The 21,209-nt window shown below is 37.4% G+C and carries 20 protein-coding genes, 1 pseudogene and 1 riboswitch; of the genes and pseudogenes, 20 read left to right on the forward strand and 1 reads right to left on the reverse strand.

The features are described 5' to 3' along the window. Nucleotides 1-9 precede the first annotated feature (9 nt). From cutD to V192_RS0101495, 18 genes and pseudogenes are all read left to right on the forward strand, one after another. The gene (gene cutD / locus V192_RS0101400) at nucleotides 10-960 is read left to right on the forward strand and encodes a choline TMA-lyase-activating enzyme (RefSeq protein WP_025868612.1); all 951 of its coding nucleotides are present in this window, start codon (nucleotides 10-12) and stop codon (nucleotides 958-960) included. Nucleotides 961-975: 15 nt separating this feature from the next. Then, on the forward strand, nucleotides 976-1,320 hold the full coding sequence (locus V192_RS0101405; protein ID WP_025868613.1) for a BMC domain-containing protein: 345 nt from the start codon (nucleotides 976-978) through the stop codon (nucleotides 1,318-1,320). Continuing rightward, on the forward strand, nucleotides 1,317-1,751 hold the full coding sequence (locus V192_RS0101410) for a EutP/PduV family microcompartment system protein (RefSeq protein WP_025868614.1): 435 nt from the start codon (nucleotides 1,317-1,319) through the stop codon (nucleotides 1,749-1,751). The genes V192_RS0101405 and V192_RS0101410 overlap by 4 nt, the downstream gene beginning before the upstream one ends. Before the next feature lie 14 nt (nucleotides 1,752-1,765). After that, nucleotides 1,766-2,908, forward strand: a complete 1,143-nt coding sequence (locus V192_RS0101415) for a 1-propanol dehydrogenase PduQ (RefSeq protein WP_025868615.1) — start codon at nucleotides 1,766-1,768, stop codon at nucleotides 2,906-2,908. A 244-nt stretch (nucleotides 2,909-3,152) separates the two neighbouring features. Then, complete coding sequence (locus V192_RS0101425) at nucleotides 3,153-3,470, forward strand: hypothetical protein (RefSeq protein WP_025868616.1); 318 nt, start codon at nucleotides 3,153-3,155, stop codon at nucleotides 3,468-3,470. After that, nucleotides 3,442-4,281 carry an ethanolamine utilization protein EutJ gene (gene eutJ, locus V192_RS0101430; protein WP_025868617.1) on the forward strand — a complete coding sequence of 280 codons (840 nt, stop codon included), beginning with the start codon at nucleotides 3,442-3,444 and terminating at the stop codon, nucleotides 4,279-4,281. Before V192_RS0101425 ends, eutJ begins: the two co-directional genes overlap by 29 nt. Before the next feature lie 12 nt (nucleotides 4,282-4,293). Then, the gene (locus V192_RS0101435) at nucleotides 4,294-4,587 is read left to right on the forward strand and encodes a BMC domain-containing protein (RefSeq protein ID WP_025868618.1); all 294 of its coding nucleotides are present in this window, start codon (nucleotides 4,294-4,296) and stop codon (nucleotides 4,585-4,587) included. Beyond that, a complete protein-coding gene (locus tag V192_RS0101440; protein WP_025868619.1) occupies nucleotides 4,581-4,844 on the forward strand; it encodes a EutN/CcmL family microcompartment protein in 264 nt (87 codons plus the stop codon). The genes V192_RS0101435 and V192_RS0101440 overlap by 7 nt, the downstream gene beginning before the upstream one ends. A gap of 15 nt (nucleotides 4,845-4,859) precedes the next feature. After that, the gene (locus tag V192_RS0101445) at nucleotides 4,860-5,468 is read left to right on the forward strand and encodes a cupin domain-containing protein (RefSeq protein ID WP_025868620.1); all 609 of its coding nucleotides are present in this window, start codon (nucleotides 4,860-4,862) and stop codon (nucleotides 5,466-5,468) included. A 3-nt stretch (nucleotides 5,469-5,471) separates the two neighbouring features. Next, nucleotides 5,472-6,005, forward strand: a complete 534-nt coding sequence (locus V192_RS0101450; RefSeq protein WP_025868621.1) for a BMC domain-containing protein — start codon at nucleotides 5,472-5,474, stop codon at nucleotides 6,003-6,005. A gap of 10 nt (nucleotides 6,006-6,015) precedes the next feature. After that, nucleotides 6,016-7,539, forward strand: a complete 1,524-nt coding sequence (locus V192_RS0101455; RefSeq protein WP_025868622.1) for an acetaldehyde dehydrogenase (acetylating) — start codon at nucleotides 6,016-6,018, stop codon at nucleotides 7,537-7,539. 16 nt (nucleotides 7,540-7,555) lie between these two features. After that, nucleotides 7,556-8,218 (forward strand): phosphate propanoyltransferase, encoded by a 663-nt coding sequence (locus V192_RS0101460; protein WP_025868623.1) that lies wholly within the window; start codon nucleotides 7,556-7,558, stop codon nucleotides 8,216-8,218. 20 nt (nucleotides 8,219-8,238) lie between these two features. Further along, complete coding sequence (gene eutM / locus V192_RS0101465) at nucleotides 8,239-8,520, forward strand: ethanolamine utilization microcompartment protein EutM (RefSeq protein WP_025868624.1); 282 nt, start codon at nucleotides 8,239-8,241, stop codon at nucleotides 8,518-8,520. A 530-nt stretch (nucleotides 8,521-9,050) separates the two neighbouring features. Further along, a complete protein-coding gene (locus tag V192_RS0101470) occupies nucleotides 9,051-9,497 on the forward strand; it encodes a MarR family winged helix-turn-helix transcriptional regulator (protein WP_025868625.1) in 447 nt (148 codons plus the stop codon). Then, nucleotides 9,497-11,878 carry an ABC transporter ATP-binding protein gene (locus tag V192_RS0101475; protein WP_025868626.1) on the forward strand — a complete coding sequence of 794 codons (2,382 nt, stop codon included), beginning with the start codon at nucleotides 9,497-9,499 and terminating at the stop codon, nucleotides 11,876-11,878. Before V192_RS0101470 ends, V192_RS0101475 begins: the two co-directional genes overlap by 1 nt. Nucleotides 11,879-11,893: 15 nt before the next feature. Next, complete coding sequence (locus tag V192_RS0101480) at nucleotides 11,894-13,735, forward strand: ABC transporter ATP-binding protein (RefSeq protein ID WP_025868627.1); 1,842 nt, start codon at nucleotides 11,894-11,896, stop codon at nucleotides 13,733-13,735. A 167-nt stretch (nucleotides 13,736-13,902) separates the two neighbouring features. After that, nucleotides 13,903-14,070: riboswitch (M-box (ykoK) riboswitch) on the forward strand. A 257-nt stretch (nucleotides 14,071-14,327) separates the two neighbouring features. Continuing rightward, a pseudogene (locus V192_RS22800) lies at nucleotides 14,328-15,907 on the forward strand (phosphatase PAP2/LCP family protein). 93 nt (nucleotides 15,908-16,000) lie between these two features. Next, complete coding sequence (locus V192_RS0101495; RefSeq protein ID WP_025868628.1) at nucleotides 16,001-16,972, forward strand: diaminopimelate dehydrogenase; 972 nt, start codon at nucleotides 16,001-16,003, stop codon at nucleotides 16,970-16,972. 238 nt (nucleotides 16,973-17,210) lie between these two features. On the opposite strand, the gene nrdI is transcribed toward V192_RS0101495, so the two are convergent. Further along, nucleotides 17,211-17,660 (reverse strand): class Ib ribonucleoside-diphosphate reductase assembly flavoprotein NrdI, encoded by a 450-nt coding sequence (gene nrdI, locus V192_RS0101500; RefSeq protein WP_025868629.1) that lies wholly within the window; start codon nucleotides 17,658-17,660, stop codon nucleotides 17,211-17,213. Nucleotides 17,661-17,874: 214 nt separating this feature from the next. On the opposite strand from nrdI, the gene V192_RS0101505 reads away from it, so the two are divergent. After that, nucleotides 17,875-18,336: a hypothetical protein gene (locus V192_RS0101505; protein WP_025868630.1), complete on the forward strand. Its 462-nt coding sequence runs from the start codon at nucleotides 17,875-17,877 to the stop codon at nucleotides 18,334-18,336. Nucleotides 18,337-18,620: 284 nt separating this feature from the next. Next, complete coding sequence (locus V192_RS0101515) at nucleotides 18,621-21,143, forward strand: sigma 54-interacting transcriptional regulator (RefSeq protein WP_025868631.1); 2,523 nt, start codon at nucleotides 18,621-18,623, stop codon at nucleotides 21,141-21,143. Nucleotides 21,144-21,209 lie beyond the last annotated feature (66 nt).

The following is a 21,209-nucleotide window of genomic DNA, read 5'->3' on the forward strand; positions in this document are numbered from 1 at the left end:
GATGAAAAAATGAATACTCAAAACATCACGACAATTGAGCGTCAAGCGATGGTTTTTAATGTACAAAAATATAGTTTATACGATGGCCCAGGTATTCGCACAATCGTTTTTTTTAAAGGATGTCCATTGCGATGTCAATGGTGTGCGAATCCAGAAGGGCTTGAGCGGAAATTTGAAGTCATGTATAAAGAAAGCGTCTGTAGTGATTGTCGCGCCTGTGTCGAGGTATGTCCGATGGGTATTCATTACATGGATGAAAATGATCAACATCAAGTACGACGCGATATTGCCTGCAATGGCTGTCGTGCGTGCTCGGATGTATGTCCGATGGCCGCATTAAATATTACTGGTGAGATTAAAACTATTTCTGAATTAATGGCAATCATTCATGAAGATGATGCTTTTTATGAGCAATCCGGCGGTGGTGTCACTTTTAGTGGCGGGGAATGTACCGCTCAACCAGAAGCAGCCTTAGCCTTATTACAAGCTTGTCGTGCAGATGGGATTCATACGGCGATTGAAACATGTGGGCATTCAAGAATGGATCGAATCATGCAAATAGCAGAATATGTCAACTTGTTTTTATTTGATTTAAAGCACATGGACCCTGTCAGACACAATGAATTGACAGGCATTAGTAATGAAAAAATACTAGCAAATCTAAAAGAAATTTTAAAGGCAGGTCATCAAGTTCAGATCCGGATGCCGATGTTAAAAATGATCAATGATAGCCAAAAAGAGATTCAACAAATCATTGACTTTTTATTACCATACAAAGATTATCCCAATTTTCTAGGCATTGATTTATTACCTTATCATAAATTAGGGGTAAATAAATACGGACAACTTGGAATGGAATATCCAGTTGCAGGAGATCCTTCATTATCTGAGACTGATTTAGATCGGATTGAAGGCTGGATTAAAGAATATGAGTTTCCAGTTCGAGTTGTCCGTCATTAGAAAGGGTGTTGTAGGATGGAAGAAAACGCGCCTAGACGAGTAATTGAAGAATCCGTTCCGGGAAAACAAGTGACACTGGCACATGTGATTGCTTCACCAATTTCAGAAGTCTATGAATCATTAGGCATCGAAGCAGAAGGCGCAATAGGAATATTGACCATCTCACCAGTTGAAACAGCGATCATTGCCGCCGATATTGCAGGTAAAAGTGCAGGGATAAGTGTTGGTTTTTTAGACAGGTTTACGGGCTCAGTATTGATCACTGGCGATGTACAAAGTGTGGAAGTTGCTTTAAATGCAGTGGTAAGCGTGTTGAAAGAAAAGTTGACTTATGATGTTGTCTCTGTGAGCAAAACATGAAGAAACGTATTTTGATTATAGGACCCAATATGCAGCATATTCATACAATTGCTGAGGCAATTGAAGAACCTAGTGAACCGATACGTAAGGTTGCGAATATCTTATATACCAGCAACACGATTATCGTTCCAAGCGCTTATTTAGAAAGTCCTTGGATGCACAAACATATTATTTCGATGCAGCAAAAAGCAAGTAAAGTTCTGTTTCTGGTTCCGATTCCCAGTAAAAAGAGAAGCTATCCGCCTAACTTTGCTCATGTGTTCCAAGTGCCAGTGATAGGTGTTGCACTCTATGAAACAAAAGAAACATCAACAATTGAACAAAGAGCTGAGAAAAAAAGATTAGAAGAAATTGGTTGTTCCAAAGAACAATTTTTTCTTCACGTGAATAGCAAAGACGAAATAAAGGAGTTTGTTGAGAAAATTAGGTGAAAGGAGGAACGTATATGCTAAAACAGTTTAAAATGGCAACAAAAATCGTCACAGGTGTGGATGCCTTGTCGACTGTTCAAACGCTTTGCTTTAAAAAAGTACTAATTATTTGTGATCCGTTTATGGAGCAAAACGGAACTGCAGAGAAACTAGCCCAGTTATTACAAGAAAAAAATATTTCTTGTCGTATTTTTTCAGAAATCATTCCTGATCCGACGATCGATGTCGTTACAAACGGTCTGATAGCTGCAACGGATTTAAAACCTGATGGTGTTATTGCTTTAGGTGGTGGTTCGGCCATGGATGCAGCAAAAGTAATTCGTCATATTTATACCATGGTTGAAAAAAACAGCCCAGTCCAGTTGGTTTGTGTGCCAACAACAAGTGGTACAGGGAGTGAAGTCACTTCTTTTGCTGTAATTTCAGATCCGAGCACTCAAAGTAAATATGCGTTAGTAGATGATTGCATGATCCCTGATTTAGCTATTTTGGATCCAGTCTTAACAATAAGTGTACCAAAAAGCGTAACAGCGGATACTGGCATTGACGTATTGACGCATTGCATAGAAGCCTTAGCTTCAACAGCTGCAACGGATTTTACTGATGCGGCGAGTGAAAAGGCAATGAAAATCATTTGGCAAGACTTAATTGCGGTCGTTAAAGATGGGCAAAATTTAGCTCTTCGTGAACGAGTTCATAATGCTTCTTGTTTGGCTGGAATTGCCTTTAGTGAAGCGTCGTTAGGTATTTGTCATAGTTTAGCTCATGCTTTAGGAGGGAAATTTCATATTCCTCATGGTCGTGCTAATGCATTATTATTACCTCATGTGATTAGCTACAATGCTGGTTTAGACTTGGAAAAAGAAATACCTAGTTTAGCTATTTACCAAAGAATTGCAGGTGTTTTAGGATTTCAAGCTGGAACACCTAAAGCCACAGTTCATGCGTTGATCAACGGATTAAATCGGCAATTAAAACAACTAGAAATTGATAATTTAATTACAGATCACGCGATTGATTCAGAAGAATTTTTGGCCGCAATTCCTGAAATGGCCGCAAAAGCAATGGCAGATAAATGTACGATCACAAATCCAAGAAAGCCAACCCTTCAAGAATTAGAACAACTATATAAGAGGTTATTAAGAGGTGGTTATTAATGCATTTTGTGACAGAAAGTGAGCTCAGAACGAATTTTCGGAACGAGGCATTTACACAATTTTGTTTAAATAACCAGCTACGTCTAACACCTGGTGCTAAGCAATTTCTTTTGGACAAAAAATTAAAATTGTACCAGAAGGAGAACTGAAAAAGAAACCTGAAGAAGAGAACCAGCCTTTAACGTCATTAACTGGTTATAAAGAGGTTCTATCAGCAGAACTCTTAGAGGCAGCACTTTTAGCTATGGATCAGCAATTGAGTATAAGCCAAAAAATCATCAATTTAGAAAAAGAACTGATTTCAGCGTTAGAAAATGAGACTGATGATGATGACTTTAGCTCAAAAGAAATAGAAGAATTTCAATTGGAAGCTGTTTATATTTTTAGTTCCCAAGGTTTATTGCTGATCAAGCTAAAGAAAATCTGCGGTATGATTCATTTGCTTCAAGCTGAATATCCACAGTATAACCGAGTTTTAGTCAACGCTAGTCAAAAAATAAATGAACTAAAGAATCAATTAGTAGGAGAAACAAATGAAAAATCAATCAATGAAAGCATGTAATCAATTTGTTGCAGAGTTTGAAAAGGTCATAAAAAAACCAAAAAAGCATCTTTCAAAAACCTACTATACTGGAATTGATTTAGGAACAGCTTGTGTTGTTCTAGCCGTTTTAGATGAAAATTATAAACCGGTAGCAGGTGCTTATCGATACGCGGATGTTGTTCGAGATGGTATGGTCGTTGATTATATAGGGGCCGTTGAACTTGTTCGAGAGCTTAAAGAAGAATTAGAACAAAAGTTAAATACAGATTTGGTTTATGCTGCAGCTTCATTACCTCCTGGAACAGATGAATTGGATGGCGGAGCAATCAAAAACGTTGTACAAAGTGCCGGCTTTGAGTTGACAAACCTGTTAGATGAACCGACAGCTGCTAATCAATTGTTGAAAATAACAGATGGTGCTGTGGTGGATATTGGTGGCGGTACTACCGGGATTTCCATTGTAGAACAAGGTCAAGTCGTTAAAGTAGCTGATGAAGCAACTGGCGGGACACATTTATCTCTGGTAATTGCTGGTGCATACAAATTTACTTTTGAAGCTGCCGAAAAATATAAACGAAATGAGCAGCACCATGATGAGTTGTTAACTGTCTTGAAACCCGTAATTGAGAAAATTTCTTCTATCATTATTCAACAGACAAAAGGTTATAACGTTGAAGGAATCTATTTAGTTGGCGGTACAGCTTGTCTTAAAAATATTGAAACGATCATTGAAAAAACAACGGGAATTCCAACATACAAACCAATAAATCCGATGTTTGTTACGCCACTTGGCATTGCCGTAAGCTGTACCGATCAAGTGTTAGTATAGGGGGGAATCAAAATGGATTGTCGTATTATTAAATCGCCTGGCGAAGGAACTTTGGCTATCTTAAATCGTCGAAGAGGGTCGAAAGATAACTTAGGTGTACCTGATGCTGTAGGACTGGTTCAAGGAAAACTAATAGAAATGGTGTGCGCGGCAGATATCGCTGAAAAAGCGGTAGGTGTGACAGTCGAAGATATTCGGGGAAGTTGCCCACAAAATATGATTTTGTTAGCTATTTTCGGTGATACTGCATCAGTTACTGCAGCGATGGAAGAGATTAAAAAGAAGGAAAATGATCGCTTATGGTAACTGCCAAATTAATGGATACGATCTGGGCAACCCGAAAATCAGAAAAACTAAACGGATTAAAATTAATGCTCGCAGAAGTTTCTGGGGGATCCAGAGATGGTGAACGAATGATTGTCTGTGATGTGATAGGTGCAGGCATTGGCGATCGGGTAATTATTGCCACAGGATCAGCAGCCAGACGTATGCTAGAAGATGATTCCATACCTGTAGATGCCGCAGTAGTAGGAATCATTGATGAAAGTTGTGAATCTGTTTAAAGAAAGTGTGACAAAATGAAAAAGCTAATTTGTGCAAAAGATATCGAAACCCTTCATAGCAACGGAGATCAAGTTATCTTGATCGATAAACAAACGATTATCACACCTTCTGCTAAAGACTTGGCAGACGAGTATCATATGGTATTTAAAAAAGGTGGCTTCCAAAGGATGAATACGTTATCTGATCCACAGGAAATCACCAAAGAATATTTAGTGACCTTATTAAAAAATCTTTTAAATGAAGCTGGAATAACAAGTTTTGAAGAAAAGCCGTTTGAATATGAAGATCATTCAAGTGGATTAAAAATTATCCGAGGATCCACAGTCAAGCTATCTCCTTTGAATGATGGGAATGAAGCTGTACGTTACCAGGAGATTTTAACTTCACAAGCAGAAAATTTTAAGCTAGGGATTTTGGAAATGGATAACAGTCATTTTCTTGAAGAAGACGCTGGGGAGTCCGTAAATTATGTGATGGATGGAAAACTTCAAGTGACTATCGATGAGGCGAGTTTCGAAGTATACAAGGGAGATATTATTTTTATCCCGCAGCATTCTGTTATTAAATGGTCTACTCCAAGCAAAGTCACTATTTTATCAGGTAAATTGAAACGTGGGGGGTAGAAAATGAATCAAGCAATCGGCATGATTGAAACCAAAGGATTATTAGCCTTGATTGAAGCGACAGATACAATGGTAAAATCCTCTGAAGTTCATTGTTTAGGTAAAAAGCAAGTGGGTGGTGGGTTAAATACAGTTGTGATCACGGGAGATGTGGCTGCAGTTGAAACAGCCATACAAGCAGCTATCATAAGTGTTCGGCGTTTAGGAGAAGGACTCTTGACAGCTTCCCATGTCATTCCTCGACCAGCGATTGATGCGCAAGCCTTTGTGGATAATGCTGAAACAGTGGAAGAGACCAAAGAAAATGAGCCAGAAGAAGTTGTTATGGAAACAATCGAAATAACAGAACAGATAGAAACAATTGAAACAGATCCAAAAGAAAAATTACTTCATGAGCTTCAGCAAATGAAAGTTACGGAATTAAGAAAATTGGCCAAAGAGCAACCTAATATTAGCATCCCACAAAAAAATATCCACCGTGCAAACAAAGAAAAATTGATAAAAGCGTTAATTGACATTTTAATAATAAATGAATAGAGGAATACAAATGGAAATGTTCGATAAAGATTTACGTTCTGTTCAAGAAGCACGTGATTTGACGCGTAAAGGAAAAGTTGCCGCAAATCAAATTGCTACTTTTTCAGAAGAACAAATTGATCAAATTTTACAAAATATGAAGAATGCAGCGAGCAAATATGCTGTTGGTTTAGCGGAACGGGCAGTTGAAGAAACTGGTTTTGGTAAGGTCTTGGATAAAACCTATAAAAATCATGCTGCATCACAATTACTATATGAAGAAATCAAAAACGAGAAAACGATTGGCATTATAGCAGAAAATACAGAAAAGGGAACATTTGATGTCGCAGAACCAGTAGGATTAGTTTTAGGGATTATTCCTTCAACTAACCCAACCTCAACAGTCATTTTTAAAGCGATGATTGCGTTAAAATCAAGAAATGCGATTGTGTTTTCACCACATCCAACAGCCGTTAACTGTACCAAAAAAGCAGCAGATTTATTGAATCGTGCCGCAGTAGCAGCGGGCGCACCGGAAGGAATCATTAGTTGTCTGTCCATTCCAACTATGGCAGGAACAAATGAATTATTGCATGCAGAAGAAGTTAGCTTGATTATTGCGACAGGTGGACCTGGAATGGTGAAAGCTGCCTATAGTTCAGGGAAACCAGCTTTAGGTGTGGGCGCAGGTAATTCACCAGCTTACATTGAACGAACGGCAGATGTAAAAGACGCTGTAGCAAAAATCATGGCATCAAAAACATTCGATAATGGAACCATTTGTGCGTCAGAACAATCGATTATCTGTGAAGAAATCAACAAAGAGACTGTTATTCGTGAGTTAAAAGCGCAAGGCGGCTATTTTATGTCAGAAGCCGAAACGGATAAGGTTTGTAAGCTATTATTTAAAAACGGTTATGCAATGAATGCTAAATTTGTTGGACGCAGTGCTACAGTCATCGCAAAAGCTGCTGGTATCACAGTACCCGTAGAGACGAAAGTATTGATTGGTCCACAAGGTGGGGTTGGTGCAGGTTATCCATTGTCGTTTGAAAAATTAACGACAGTTTTAGGTTTTTATGTTGTAAACAATTGGGAAGAAGCATGCGATCTAAGCATTGAACTACTGCAAAATGGCATTGGACATACGATGAGTTTGCATACTAACAGCCGTGATATTGTATTGAAATTTGCAGCTAAACCGGCGTCACGAATTTTAGTGAACACAGGCGGAAGTCAAGGCGGGACAGGGATCAGCACAGGGTTGCCGATTTCATTTACCTTAGGCTGTGGTACCTTTGGCGGTAGCTCTGTTTCAGAAAATGTCGGACCAAAACATTTATTAAACATAAAAAAAGTAGCATATGGCTTAAAAGATGTTACTACTTTAGTACAAGATGACCCAACATTTACCTATGGAAAAATGGGCGTGCAAGAGTTTACAGAAGATTCGACTTCGTCACATCAAACACTTGAAGCGAAAAACGTTAATGATACAGATGTCGAGACACTAGCAAATGTGGTTCGTCAAGTTTTAGCAAGTATGAATAACTGAGAAAGGAGTGATGAAAATGGATAATTATGAAGACTTGCTGGGTAAATTGCTAGAAAAGTTGGCTGAGACAAGCCAAACACAAACAGCAGTGACAACAGGAGTTCGGCGGATTCCAGTAGGTATTTCCAATCGCCATATCCATTTATCTCAAAATGAGGTAGATAAATTATTTGGCTACGGTTATCAATTAACTAAATTAAAAGATCTTTCTCAGCCTGGACAATATGCTTGCAAAGAGACTGTGATGATTTGTGGGCCAAAAGGAGCAATTGAAAAAGTACGTATTTTGGGTCCTACTAGAAAACAAACGCAGGTTGAAATCTTACAAAGTGATTCATTTAAACTTGGAGTTAAAGCGCCATTACGCTTATCAGGAGATCTAGTTGGATCAGGTAGTATAACCTTGATCGGTCCAAAAGGATCTGCAGAAATAAGTGAAGGTGTGGTCGTTGCAAAACGTCATATCCATATGTTGCCGGAAGAAGCTGCCTTATTTGATGTTCGTGATGGAGAAGCTGTAACCATTGAGATTTTAGGCGAACGCGGCGGCTGCTTATCGAATGTCATCATCCGAGCAGTAGAAAACTCTGGCTTAGAGTGTCATATTGATACTGAAGAAGCCAATGCACTTGGGCTAACACCCAATACAGAAATTGTGATCAAAAAAAATAACATATAGAATTTTAGGAGGAAATAATAATGAAATCAGATGCACTAGGAATGATCGAAACAAAAGGATTAATTGGTTCAATCGAGGCGGCAGATGCGATGGTCAAAGCTGCGAATGTATCATTAGTAGGAAAAGAATTAGTTGGCGGTGGAATCGTGACTGTTATGGTACGCGGTGATGTTGGTGCTGTAAAAGCTGCAACAGATGCAGGAGCAGCGGCGGCTCAACGTGTTGGCGAATTATTATCTGTCCATGTAATTCCTCGTCCACATTCAGAAGTTGAAAATATCTTGCCAATCACTCAAGCATAAAAAAATGAAATTCTAAAAAAAGCGAAGCACTGGTGAGGATGGGCCAAAATAAACGGTGGGATCAGAAGCAAACTCTTCAGAAATGAGTGGATGCTTTCTCGCCAAAGGCTCATTGCAGATAAACATTGTTGCACAATACCTACTTGGTCACAAAAAGTTGAAGAGCACCAAGTAGGTACCAATCATCATTAGTTCGTAAAATCATACAGAAGCAATTAAGTGAATTTGTTAAAGCACTCTCAAAAATAGCCCGTTGTGGTGTAGATTTGGTGATTAGAGGTGCAAAAAAATAATCTAGTAACGTTTGGAATACTAACGTTGCTAGATTTTTTGTTTCCCAAAAATACAAGTAACTAATTCGAATTTCAACTATTTTTTTAATATTTCTAAATAAAACCGTATTCATTTATTTTTTTAAACCAATACCATTGACATTAAAAGCTATTTGCGTTAATATCAAACAGCATTAGTTACTAACACTGTTAGCTATTAATGGTAGAAGTAATTATTTTGAAAAAAGGAGGAGTCATATGTCATACGCAGAAGAAGCAGAACAAGAACTGATGCGCCTAATGGTTCAAAATCGGCATAGTGCTTTTAGCCGACTAGAAAAGAGTAATCAAGGTGAAAGTATCGTCATCAAATTTCTTGCGCGATACGGTGAGCCAACTAGTCCCAAGCATCTAGCAGAATCACTGAATCTATCTAGCGCTCGGATTGCAGTCGTTCTTGGCAGTTTAGAAAAAAAGGGTCAAATCGAACGTAAGATGGATCCAGATGATCGTCGTCGAATCAATGTTACGTTAACAGATTGCGGTAAAAAAGCAGCGAAGCTTCAAAAGAAAGAAATGCGCGATAAGATCGTTCGAATTTTTAAGCTAATGGGAGAAACAGACACGAAACAGTTCATCGAGCTAACTGCGAAATTCGTAGACTACTCCCAACAAATTTCCCAGAAAGAGGAAGGTGACCAATAGTGAAGATTTTCAAATATCTTGGCAAATACTGGTATGCGGTCATCGCAGTTCTTGTGCTTTTAGTTGTACAGGCAAATAGTGATTTAAGCTTACCAAAATTAACATCGGGTATTGTCGATGTCGGTATTCAACAAGGAGGGCTTGAATATTCCACACCTGAAAAAATCAGGAAAACATCTCTTCAGGGAATTGAAATGTTCATGACAGACGATGAGAAAAAAACAATTGAAGATAACTATAAACTAACAACTGAGAAAATCGATGGAAAAGAAGTTGAAGTCTATCAATTAAATCTTCAAGACAATATGACAGAAGCCAAATTGGCTGATATTTTTAATTTGCCAATGATGATGCTGGCGACTTCTCAATCAAAAGATTCATCAAGCGGAAATGAAGCCAAAGCAATCATCGATGATTATAAAGCAATTGGCGAAGATGCGGCTAAAGCCAAAAAACTTGGCGAAGAAGCAACAACCTTAGGTGAGCAAGCTAAAGCAGCAGGTGCAGAGGCCGCTTCAGCAACAGATCCGGCAACAGCAATGGAAAAAGGCACGCAAGCACAAGAGTTAGCAGCCCAAGCACAAGAAAAAGGTGAGCAAGCTAAGGCCTTAGCTGATTCAATCAAAACGACAACAGACGCTATGCCAGCGAAAGTTGAAGCTGCTCGTAAAGCGACGAAAAAAGGCTTAGGTGATTTAGGCGCGGATTCAATGAAAACAGTGGGGATTCAATTAACACTGGCTGAATACAAAGCACTAGACATGAATACACAACAAATCCAAACAGATTATATGGTCAAAACCGGAACAAAAATGGTTCTTCTAACACTTGTTTCAGCGGTGGCGGCAATTATTGTTGGATTGATTGCTTCATTAGTAGCAGCATCTGTTGGTCGAAACCTACGTGTCGGTCAATATGAACGAACATTGCAATTTTCGAACACCGAAATGGAGAAATTCTCTCCAGCATCATTGATCACACGTAATACCAATGATATCCAACAAATGCAAATGGGGATCGTAATGATCATGCGTATCGTGTTATATGCACCGATCTTAGGTATTGGCGGGATCTACAATGTCTATCAAACAGGAACAGGCATGGGTTGGATCGTCGGTGTAGCGGTAGCTGCTGTTTTAGTTTTAGTTGGAAGTCTACTATTAACAACGATGCCTAAGTTTAAGGCACTACAAAACTTAGTCGATAGAGTAAACTTAGTTTCTCGTGAAATTATTACTGGTTTACCAGTTATCCGCGCATTTTCTCGTGAAAAATTTGAAGAAAAACGCTTTGATGGTGCCAACACTGATTTAATGAAAACTCAATTATTTGTTAACCGTGCGATGTCGATCATGATGCCAGTCATGATGTTATTGATGAATGGTATTTCAGTTCTGATCGTTTGGGTCGGTGGACATAATATGAATAACGGACAACTCCAAGTTGGGGATATGATGGCATTTATCACGTATACAATGCAAATCGTGATGGCATTCATGATGTTATCAATGGTTTCAATTATCTTACCTCGTGCCAATGTTGCTGCTGGTCGTGTGGAAGAAGTACTTGAAACAGAACCAACAATCAAAGATCCAGAACATCCTAAAGATGATCATGACTTTAAAGGTGAAGTGAAATTTGAAGCAGTAGAATTCCGTTATGGCGATGCTGACGAAGATGTATTACATCACATCAACTTTACGGCCAAACCAGGTCAAACAACAGCCTTGATTGGGTCAACAGGTTCAGGTAAATCTACGATCGTCAACTTGATTCCACGCTTGTTTGATGTAACGGGTGGACGAATCACGATCGATGGCATCGATATTCGTGAAATGAGCTTGCATAAATTACATGAAATCATTGGATTTGTGCCCCAAAAAGGGATCTTATTCTCAGGTGATATCGCCTCAAATATCAAATTTGGGGATGCAAACATTTCAGATGAGCAAATGAGAAAAGCAGCTGAAATTGCTCAAGCAGAAGAATTCATTGATTCAAATGAAAAAGGGTATGACCGAGAAATTTCTCAAGGCGGAACCAATGTCTCTGGTGGACAAAAACAACGTCTATCTATTGCGCGTGCCTTAGCGAAAAATCCTAAAATTTTGATCTTTGATGATTCATTCTCAGCGCTTGATAATAAAACGGACGTGGCGTTACGTAAAGCATTGTCTGAAAACATCAAAGGGGCAACACAAATCATCGTGGCCCAAAAAATCTCTACGATCCTTCATGCGGATAATATTATCGTATTAAACGAAGGTCGAGTAGTCGATCATGGAACACATGATGAATTAATGAAATCATCCACTGTCTATCAAGAAATTGCCCAATCACAATTGAGCAATGCTGAATTAGGCATAGAAGAAGCTGAGTAGGGAGGAGCGAATAGAATGGCAGAACAAACACAAAATCGCCCTCGTGGCGGACGCGGACCTGGAAATGGCGCTCCAGTGGAAAAAGCCAAAGATTTTAAAGGGACACTAAAAAAATTAATCTCCTATATTGGTGCGTATAAAATACCTGTTTTCTTTGTAATGATCTTTGCAATTGCTTCAACAGTCTTCAATATTTGGGGACCTAAAATCTTGTCACAAGCGATCACAGAATTGTTTAATGGCTTGATTAAAAAATATCAAGGGACTGGCGGGATCGATTTTAATAAAATCGGTGGAATCCTACTCTTCATGTTAGGACTCTACTTAGTAGCTTCAGCCTTTGGGATCATTCAAGGCTGGATCATGTCAACGATTTCGCAAAAAATCACCTATCGAATGCGTAAAGAAATTTCAGAAAAAATCAATCGCATGCCGATGAACTATTTTGAAAGCCGTACAACGGGTGAAGTGTTATCACGTATCACAAATGATGTGGATACATTAGGTCAATCACTAAATCAATCCATTACACAGTTGATCACATCAGTATTCACCATCATTGGGGTTATCGTCATGATGCTATCGATTTCTGTGCAAATGACAGGAATTGCTATTTTGATCGTACCGATTTCAATGATCTTGATTTTGATTGTGGTAAAAAATTCTCAAAAATACTTTAAAACACAACAAGAATATCTTGGCGTGATCAATGGTAAAGTAGAAGAAACAATCGGCGGATACAATATCGTACGTCTTTTCAATGATGAAGAAAATTCTCTAACAGAATTTAAAAAGCAAAATGACGTCTTATTCAAATCAGCGTGGAAATCACAATTTCTTTCTGGTTTGATGCAACCGATAATGAACTTTGTTGGAAATCTAGGGTATGTTGCCGTAGCGATCTTTGGTGGGATTTTAGCTTATAATGGCACGATCACGGTCGGAGATATCCAAGCATTCATCCAATACGTTCGTAACTTGACACAACCAATTGCTCAATTGGCGCAAGTATCTAACTTACTTCAATCAATGGCTGCAGCTGCTGAACGTGTCTTCGAATTCCTAGAAGAGGATGAAGAAGCACAAACAGTACCAAACCCAGTTAAAATCGACAAAGCCAAAGGAATGGTTGATTTTGAACATGTTCGTTTTGGATATACACCAGACAAAATCATTATCAATGATTTCAGTTCCCATGTCGATCCAGGTCAAACAGTAGCAATCGTTGGACCAACTGGAGCAGGTAAAACGACTATGGTTAAACTATTGATGCGTTTTTACGATGTAACCTCTGGTGCGATCAAAATCGACGGTCATAATATCAAAGACTTCAATCGTGCAGACTTACGTAAAAATATCGGGATGGTTTTACAAGATACTTGGTTATTTAAAGGAACTATCATGGAAAACCTTCGTTATGGTCGTTTAGATGCAACAGATGAAGAAGTGTATGAAGCAGCCAAAGCAGCTCATGTTCATCACTTTATCCAAACATTACCTGGCGGCTACAACATGGTATTAAATGAAGAATCATCAAATATTTCTCAAGGTCAAAAACAATTATTAACGATTGCTCGTGCTATTTTAGCGGACAAACCGATTTTGATTCTTGATGAAGCAACGTCATCCGTTGATACAAGAACAGAAGGCTTGATTCAAGGTGCCATGAACAACTTAATGGCCGGCCGCACATCTTTTGTTATCGCTCATCGTTTATCAACGATCAAAGATGCAGATAAAATTCTTTATATGCAAGATGGTGATATCAAAGAACAAGGAACACATGAAGAACTACTTGCTGAAGGTGGCTACTATGCGTCACTTTATAACTCTCAGTTTGAAGAGTTAGATGAATAAAATGGCTCTAAAAGAGGCACTTATCAAAAAAATGATGAGTGCTTCTTTTTTTATTCAAAAAATAATAGCCAAAATTTGCTTTATTTAAATTAAGAAAACATAAAGACGCATAAAATAACTTGAAAAAAATTCTTTTCAGCGTTATTCTTTAGAAAAAATAAATAGATAAATAACCTTGTTAGGTGAGGCTCCTATACAAACATAAGCTATTGCGCAGAAACGTCGAAAGACGCCAATGTGTAAAACAGGAATTGTCGAATTAAGGCTTTTCATAAAATAGCTAAGAAGTTTTCTTTACGTTGTATAGTGCTAAAACTCAGACGATGAGATTGATTGAAAGTCAAACGTCCTAGGAAAAAAATGTTTGGCTTTTTTATTTTGGTAAATAGGTTCGCTATTTGCTTCATTTTTAACGTCTTAGTACCTGATTTCGTGTTTTAGGAGTGTAGTTTGACGGAGATAGCCGCTAGAGGCTTCACTTCTATTTCGTTAGAAGGACAATTTCTAGCGGTTATTTTCTTTGTTAGAACTCTTGGAATAATAACAATGAGTGAACAATCATATTGAATATGAGAATGAAGGGATTTATTACATGTATACGTTGAAAGAAAAAAAATTTACTCCAGCTATTTTAAGTATTGTATTACTTTCGGTTTTAACTTTTTTAGTTATGAAAAATGCTTCATGGTTTAGTCAATTCGATGCAGCAATCTATCAAGTGGATTGGAAACCTAATGAATTCATCACCAGTATTGTGGCGACGTTTGCTAAAACGGCAACGATTGTTCCAACGTTTATTATCAGTTTGATCGTTTCGATTGCTTTATGGCGAAACAAGCACAAATTGCTAGCTGTTTGGATGAGCAGTAATGTGTTAGTTGTTAGTGCAATAGGATTTTTGCTTAAAAATGTAGTTGCTCGGACAAGACCTGATGTAGCACAGTTAGTTGAAAAAACGTCCTATAGTTTTCCGAGTGGACATTCTCTTTTAGCAATGTGTTTGGTTTGTTCGATCATTTTGAGCGTCAAAACAATTTACCCTAAAAAATAAAACATTACCGTTTACTAAAAAATACATTGATTGCTTACGTTCTTTTGATCGGTTTGGGTCGGATTTATTTAAGAGTACATTATCCGAGTGATGTGATCGGTGGATTTCTTTTGAGCTACGGATGGGTAAACTTTTCCTATGTTGCTCTTCAAAGAGTATATTTAAATAGAACATTCCCAACATTGGATTCTAAAAAAAGATTTATACAAAAAACGATTTTAGGTTCTCTAACCTTACTTTTACTGATCGTTGCTGGAGCTTCTGTTTATGGCGCTACTGTTTTTAACAACGTTCAAAAAACAGCAGATAAAATGTATCAACCATTAAATCGAAAATCAAAATCTGTAGAGCTGGATAAGAGTGAGCCGGTTAGTTTTTTACTTTTAGGTATTGCTAATGATTCAAAGCGTAAAACAGATTTTCGAGCAAACACAATAATGGTCGTGACAGTTAACAATCAGCTGAAGAAAACAACGATCACCAGTATTCCAAGGGATGCTTATGTTGAAATCATCGGCAAAAATGGTGTCTATGACAAAATCAATCATGCCCACTCATTTGGCGGAGATGAGATGATGATCGAGACGGTCGAACATTATTTAGATATCCCCATTAATCATTACTTTGTGATCAATATGGATGGATTAGCGGCATTGAGCGATGCTGTTGGCGGTGTGACAGTCAATAATGATTTTGAGTTTGATGCAGAAGGGATTCATTATCCAAAAGGTGAGCAGCACTTAGGTGGTTGGGAAACGTTGCAGTATGCACGAATGCGCTATGAAGATCCGTTAGGGGATTACGGCAGACAAAAAAGGCAGCGGGAAGTAACGATCCAACTGACCAAAGAACTAACTTCTGTCAAAAGTGTGCTTCGCTACCAACAACTACTGGATGTAATCGGAGAAAATGGTCAGACAGATATGACTCTTGATCAAATGATGCTGTTGATGAAAAACTATCAGAAAGCCTTAGAAGATATTGAAAGTTATCAAATGCAAGGCGAAGGGTTTACTGGGGATGGTTATACTGGTGAAGAGGGAATTTCCTATCAAAGTATTTCCGATGAAGAGCAACAAAAAGTCATGACAGAATTAAAACACCAGCTTGCTATTCCATAAAACTCTTTTTATGTAGCCATTTTTAAACTTCCAATTGTCAGACCACTTTCTCTTTTGTTATAATTTGATTTATAGAAGTGGAGGAATGTAAGTATGATAAAAGTGGCAATCATCGGGTACGGGAACCTGGGGCGCGGCGTTGAACGTTCGCTAAAACAACATAAAGACATGGAATTAGTGGGGATTTTTACAAGAAGAACTCCTGAAACTGTTCAAACAGAAGGAGCTCAAGCTTATACAATGGATCAGCTCAAAGACAAAAAAGGTGAAATCGATGTCTGTATTTTGTGCGGTGGCTCTGCAACCGACTTACCGACACAAACACCAGAATGGGCGCATCTATTTAATACTATCGATAGTTTTGATACACATGCTAACATTCCAGCGCATTTTGCTACAGTGGACCAAGTAGCAAAAGAAAATCAAACGACTTCAATAATCTCAACGGGATGGGATCCAGGTTTGTTTAGCTTAAATCGATTGTATGCACAAAGTATTTTACCAGTTGGTGAGACGTATACATTTTGGGGAAAAGGCGTTAGTCAGGGACATTCGGATGCATTAAGACGAATCAATGGCGTGGCAGATGCAGTACAATATACGATTCCAAACAACGAAGTGATTGAAAAACTTAAAGCAGGAGAACAGCTTGAGTTGACAACGCGTGACAAACATTTTAGAGAATGCTTTGTCGTGTTGGATGAGGATGCAAATCCAGAAAAAATTCGAGAAGAAATTGTTTCGATGCCGAATTATTTCGCTGATTATGAGACAGAGGTTCATTTTATCTCTCAGAAAGAATTAGATCAAAATCATCAAGCGATGCCTCATGGTGGAACGGTTCTACACACCGGAATAACACATGAGCATACTAAACAAGTAATTGAGTATAATTTACAATTAGAAAGTAACCCAGAATTTACTGCAAGTGTGTTAGTTGCCTACGCTAGAGCTTGTGTTCGGTTAGCTAAGGAAAAACATTTTGGGGCATATACTGTTTTAGATATTCCACCTAAATATTTATCTGACCGGACAGATGAAGAGTTAAGAAAAGAATTATTGTAGTTAGCTCTGGAGGATGGGATAGAAGAGATTGTTCGTGCTTCCACATGAGTGGGATATGACTCAAAGAGTTATGTCTTACTCATTTTTTTATGATCGAAAGCTGAATCCAAGAGATTTGAGGAGTTATAGCATCAATACAATCAAATTGCCACAGAAAGAATGAGGTTGTGCGCTTATTTTTACTGAAAAATTATTTAGGTTTCAGGGGAAGTTTCAATAACCAAAAACACCAACCATATTAAACTGAGGTTGGTGGATTTGCTATTGTTTCAGCCATTATAGCAAAAACACGCTCTAAGTCTTCCTGCGTTCCACGAAGTTCATAGTCGGCCAAAAACGGGATCCTAAATTTTTGTGCATACTGTTTGGCGGTCAAACAATATTGATGGTTAAAATTTTTGTTGCCACTGCCGACAACACCTAGGCAATAACGATAATTTCCATGGTAGTCTAAATACTCGCGCATTGTTTCGGTCAATATTTCTGTATCGCCATTGTCAACGCCATTCCCACCATCTAAGTATGTTGGAACAAATGTAAAAAAAGGTGCATGCTCATCTTCAAAAGCAGAGTTTTCGTGGATTTCTTTAAGAGTGATTTGTACATTAAACGTATCAGCAGCATAAGCCGCTAAACGTTTCACGAAGGAACGTGTGTTACCAGAGATTGAAATATATAGAATGTTCATTTAAAAAACCTCCTCGTAAAATAAAAGCACAACAGCGCTAAGCAAGTCCACAAATTTATAAAGTGTTTGCACGTATATAATAGTACACCCTAACCCTAACGATTGAAAAGTAAATTCTTGTATTTTGTGAAGAATATCATTTAGTCTTTATTATTTGTCACTACTATCCTATTCGCCTATAATATTCCTATATAAAAAGAAAAGAGGCGCAAAAATGTCTTATAAAGTTGATTTCAAAACGGTTTCAATAATTGGGTTTGAAACGTCTCCAGTAGCAGAAGCATTAGCTGGATTACGTGCGAATGAAGCTCGTTATTATTGGAATAAATATAAACATGAATTTGTAACTGTGCCAGCTAGTGATGATCCTGAAACCTTAGCGTGGATTGAAAAGATCTTGGCCGAACGTGATATGCAGTTTCCCTATAAAGCATTAGAAGTTTCAAGTTTTGAAGTAGATGGTATTAAGATGGCCTATGTTTTTTATGAAAATGGTTTGGCTGTTAATGTGATGTATACTCTTGAAGAAGGTGGGAAACGAGCGGTTGGGTTTAAATTATCTGATGGGATGGAGATTCCAGCTGAATTTGAAGGGAAATTTAAATTTGCTCGTCAAAAATCAAAACTGGCGGGAACGATTCGCGGCTCCTTTTTTGTGATCAAAGGAGAATATTAGTTTTTGATTTTTCCAGTATGATAAGCAGGTATTAGCACAGATTGAATAAAGAAATTTTTGAACGTAAAGCCTAAAGAAAAACTCGGATAGTTTTCTTTAGGCTTATTTTTGTAAATAGGTTTTTACATTAAAAATCAGAGAAGTAAAAACAATAGTTACATTTTGTGGAATAAAATGGATATAATTGAAAGGAAATGAAAAAAGGTGTTGAATGAGAAAACGCTTACTGCTATCATGAAGATATTTAGAGGAGAAAAGGAAGAAAAAATGATGGAGGGAATAAGATGCGTTCAATAGATAATTTCTTTTTAAACATAAAAGAAACATTGCTACATAAATCTGAAATGACGACACAAGAGGTTGAACAATTAACTGGAATGAAAAGGAGTATAGTAAGTCTTTATCTGAATCAGCTAGTTTCTGATCATTTACTTAACAAAACAAATACAAGACCGGTGAAATTTTATTTACCGCATTCGTCTGAATCTGCTTTTATTGATTTTATTGGTTTTGATGGGAGCATAAAAAAACAAATCGATCAATGTAAATCATCAGTTACTTATCCGCCGAATGGGTTACCAGTCTTACTTCACGGAAGCAGTGGTGTAGGAAAAAGCTATTTAGCCAAGTTGATCCATCGCTATGCACAAGAAAAAAAAGAAATTTCGGCAGATGCACCTTTTGTTGTTCTTAATTGTGCTGATTATGCGAATAATAAAGAGTTACTTTCATCCTTACTTTTTGGTTATGTTAAAGGGGCCTTTTCTGGTGCACAGAGTGATAAAGAAGGGTTGATTCATGAAGCTGAAGGTGGTTACTTGTTTCTAGATGAAGTGCACAATCTTTCTGCAGAAAATCAAGAAAAGCTGTTTTTACTCATTGATGAAAAGAAATATCGTCCTTTAGGTGTAAACGGGCAATGGAAACAGTCTACTGTACGCTTAATCATGGCAACGACGGAGGATCCAGAATCTTCACTATTAGTGACATTTAAAAGAAGAATTCCCTTTGAAGTTTTTTTACCTGATTTTAAAGATCGAACATTCGCTGAGAAAGAAAACTTGGTTTTTAGTTTTTTTAAACAAGAAAGCATCCATTTGGATTGCTCTTTGAGTGTTGGAGAAAGTTACATTTCAACGTTGATTGAAGCCGATTTCAAAGGGAATATTGGGGAAATAAGAAATAAAATTCGAGCAGATTGTGCTGAAGCCTACAATAAAGGACAAGCCAAAGGAATTCTTGAAATTGGTTTCCCACCGGTTATTTCACTAGATAAGGAATCTGCAGCAGGAACATTTAGTCACCAGGATAAAGCTAGTTCTTTAGAAGCATTTGCTTTTATAGAGTATACAGAAGCGGCGAACGTAGCGGAAATGTTGGTGAATGATCTTCATCTAAAATGGGTGATGGACAATTATAGCTTGGATTTTTTACTAGTTGTTAATGATGTAGAGCGTTTTTTTAGGAAGCAGCCCGAAATAGCAGATTACCTGAATCGCTATGGTATCAAAATCGATGATCAATTGGTGACGAAGCTTATTCTATTTTCCCTACTTATTCATTATGATCCTTTTATTGAACGGGTTAAGATCAAGGATATCGTTGAGGCACAGTACAATTTCCATAAATATTTTAGGTTAGCAAAAGGTCTGCTTACGTTGCTTTTTTTGAGTGACGGGCTCATTCATGAGAATGAAATAGCGCTATTAGCGGCTTACTTATTAAACGTTTTGCCAATAAAATCAAAGATCAATGCTTTAGTGATCATGCATGGAAAAAAGAATGCCTTCTCATTAGCACGCGCTGCGAATCAATTGGTTGGAGATTTTGTTTTTGAAAGTTTTGATATGCCGATCGATATGTCAATCAAAGAAATAATCAATGAAGTGAACGTCTTTATTAAACAATACAACACGACAGATGGTTTAGTATTACTCGTGGATATGGGATCACTTGAACAGATGTACAAAAAAATTCAGGGAAATGTTACAGGAGATTTGTTGATTATGAATAACGTATCAACGGCTCTGGCACTGGATGTTGGATTAAGGCTTTCCCAAAACCAAAGAATTGGGCAACTCGAACAACTATTATTAGATGATTTCGGGGTCTCAAAACAATATTATGCAGGTGTATCACAGCAAACTAATTTATTGATATCTTGTATTTCTGGAGAAGGAATCGCACTAAAAATTCGTGATATTATTGATAAGTATACTCGTAGTGAGGAAATTGAGTTATTATCAATGGACTTTACCAAATTAAATGAACTTTTAAAAAAAGATCAAAAAGTAATGTTTAAAGACACAATTGCGATTCTTTCAACCTCGAATATTGATGATTCGATTGTCCCAGTTATTAATATCGAAAGTATTATAAATGGTGCGGACAATTTAAGCATCCTTGCTCCATTTTTCAAAACGACAGAAAGCATCAAAAAATGCACCAACGAAATCATCAAGCTGTTTACATTGGAAGGGGCTACTGATCGTTTAAGTTTTTTGAATCCAACGATGGTTATTAATGAAGTTGAAGAAGTAATTGAAAGTTATGAAAGCTTTTATAAAATTGAAATCAACAATTTTATGCGGATTAATTTATTTTTACATTTATCAACAATGATCGAACGAATTCTGACAGGGGATGGCATTGATTCGTCAGATGTGCCAGTAGAAAATATGTCAGAGTATCATGCTTTTAAAGAAATCTCTCTCCATTTTTTTAGCAAAATTGAAAATAAATATAAATTAACTTTACCAGATGGTGAAATTAAAATGATTTATTTGATTTTGAGAGAACAAATTTAGTTGTGTTAAGAAAAAAGCTAGTGTTAAAGAATTTTTTAACACTAGCTTTTTTCTGAAATCCTTTGA

The sequence above is a fragment of the Enterococcus crotali genome (assembly GCF_000633635.1).
Classification (GTDB): Bacteria; Bacillota; Bacilli; order Lactobacillales; family Enterococcaceae; genus Enterococcus_L; species Enterococcus_L crotali.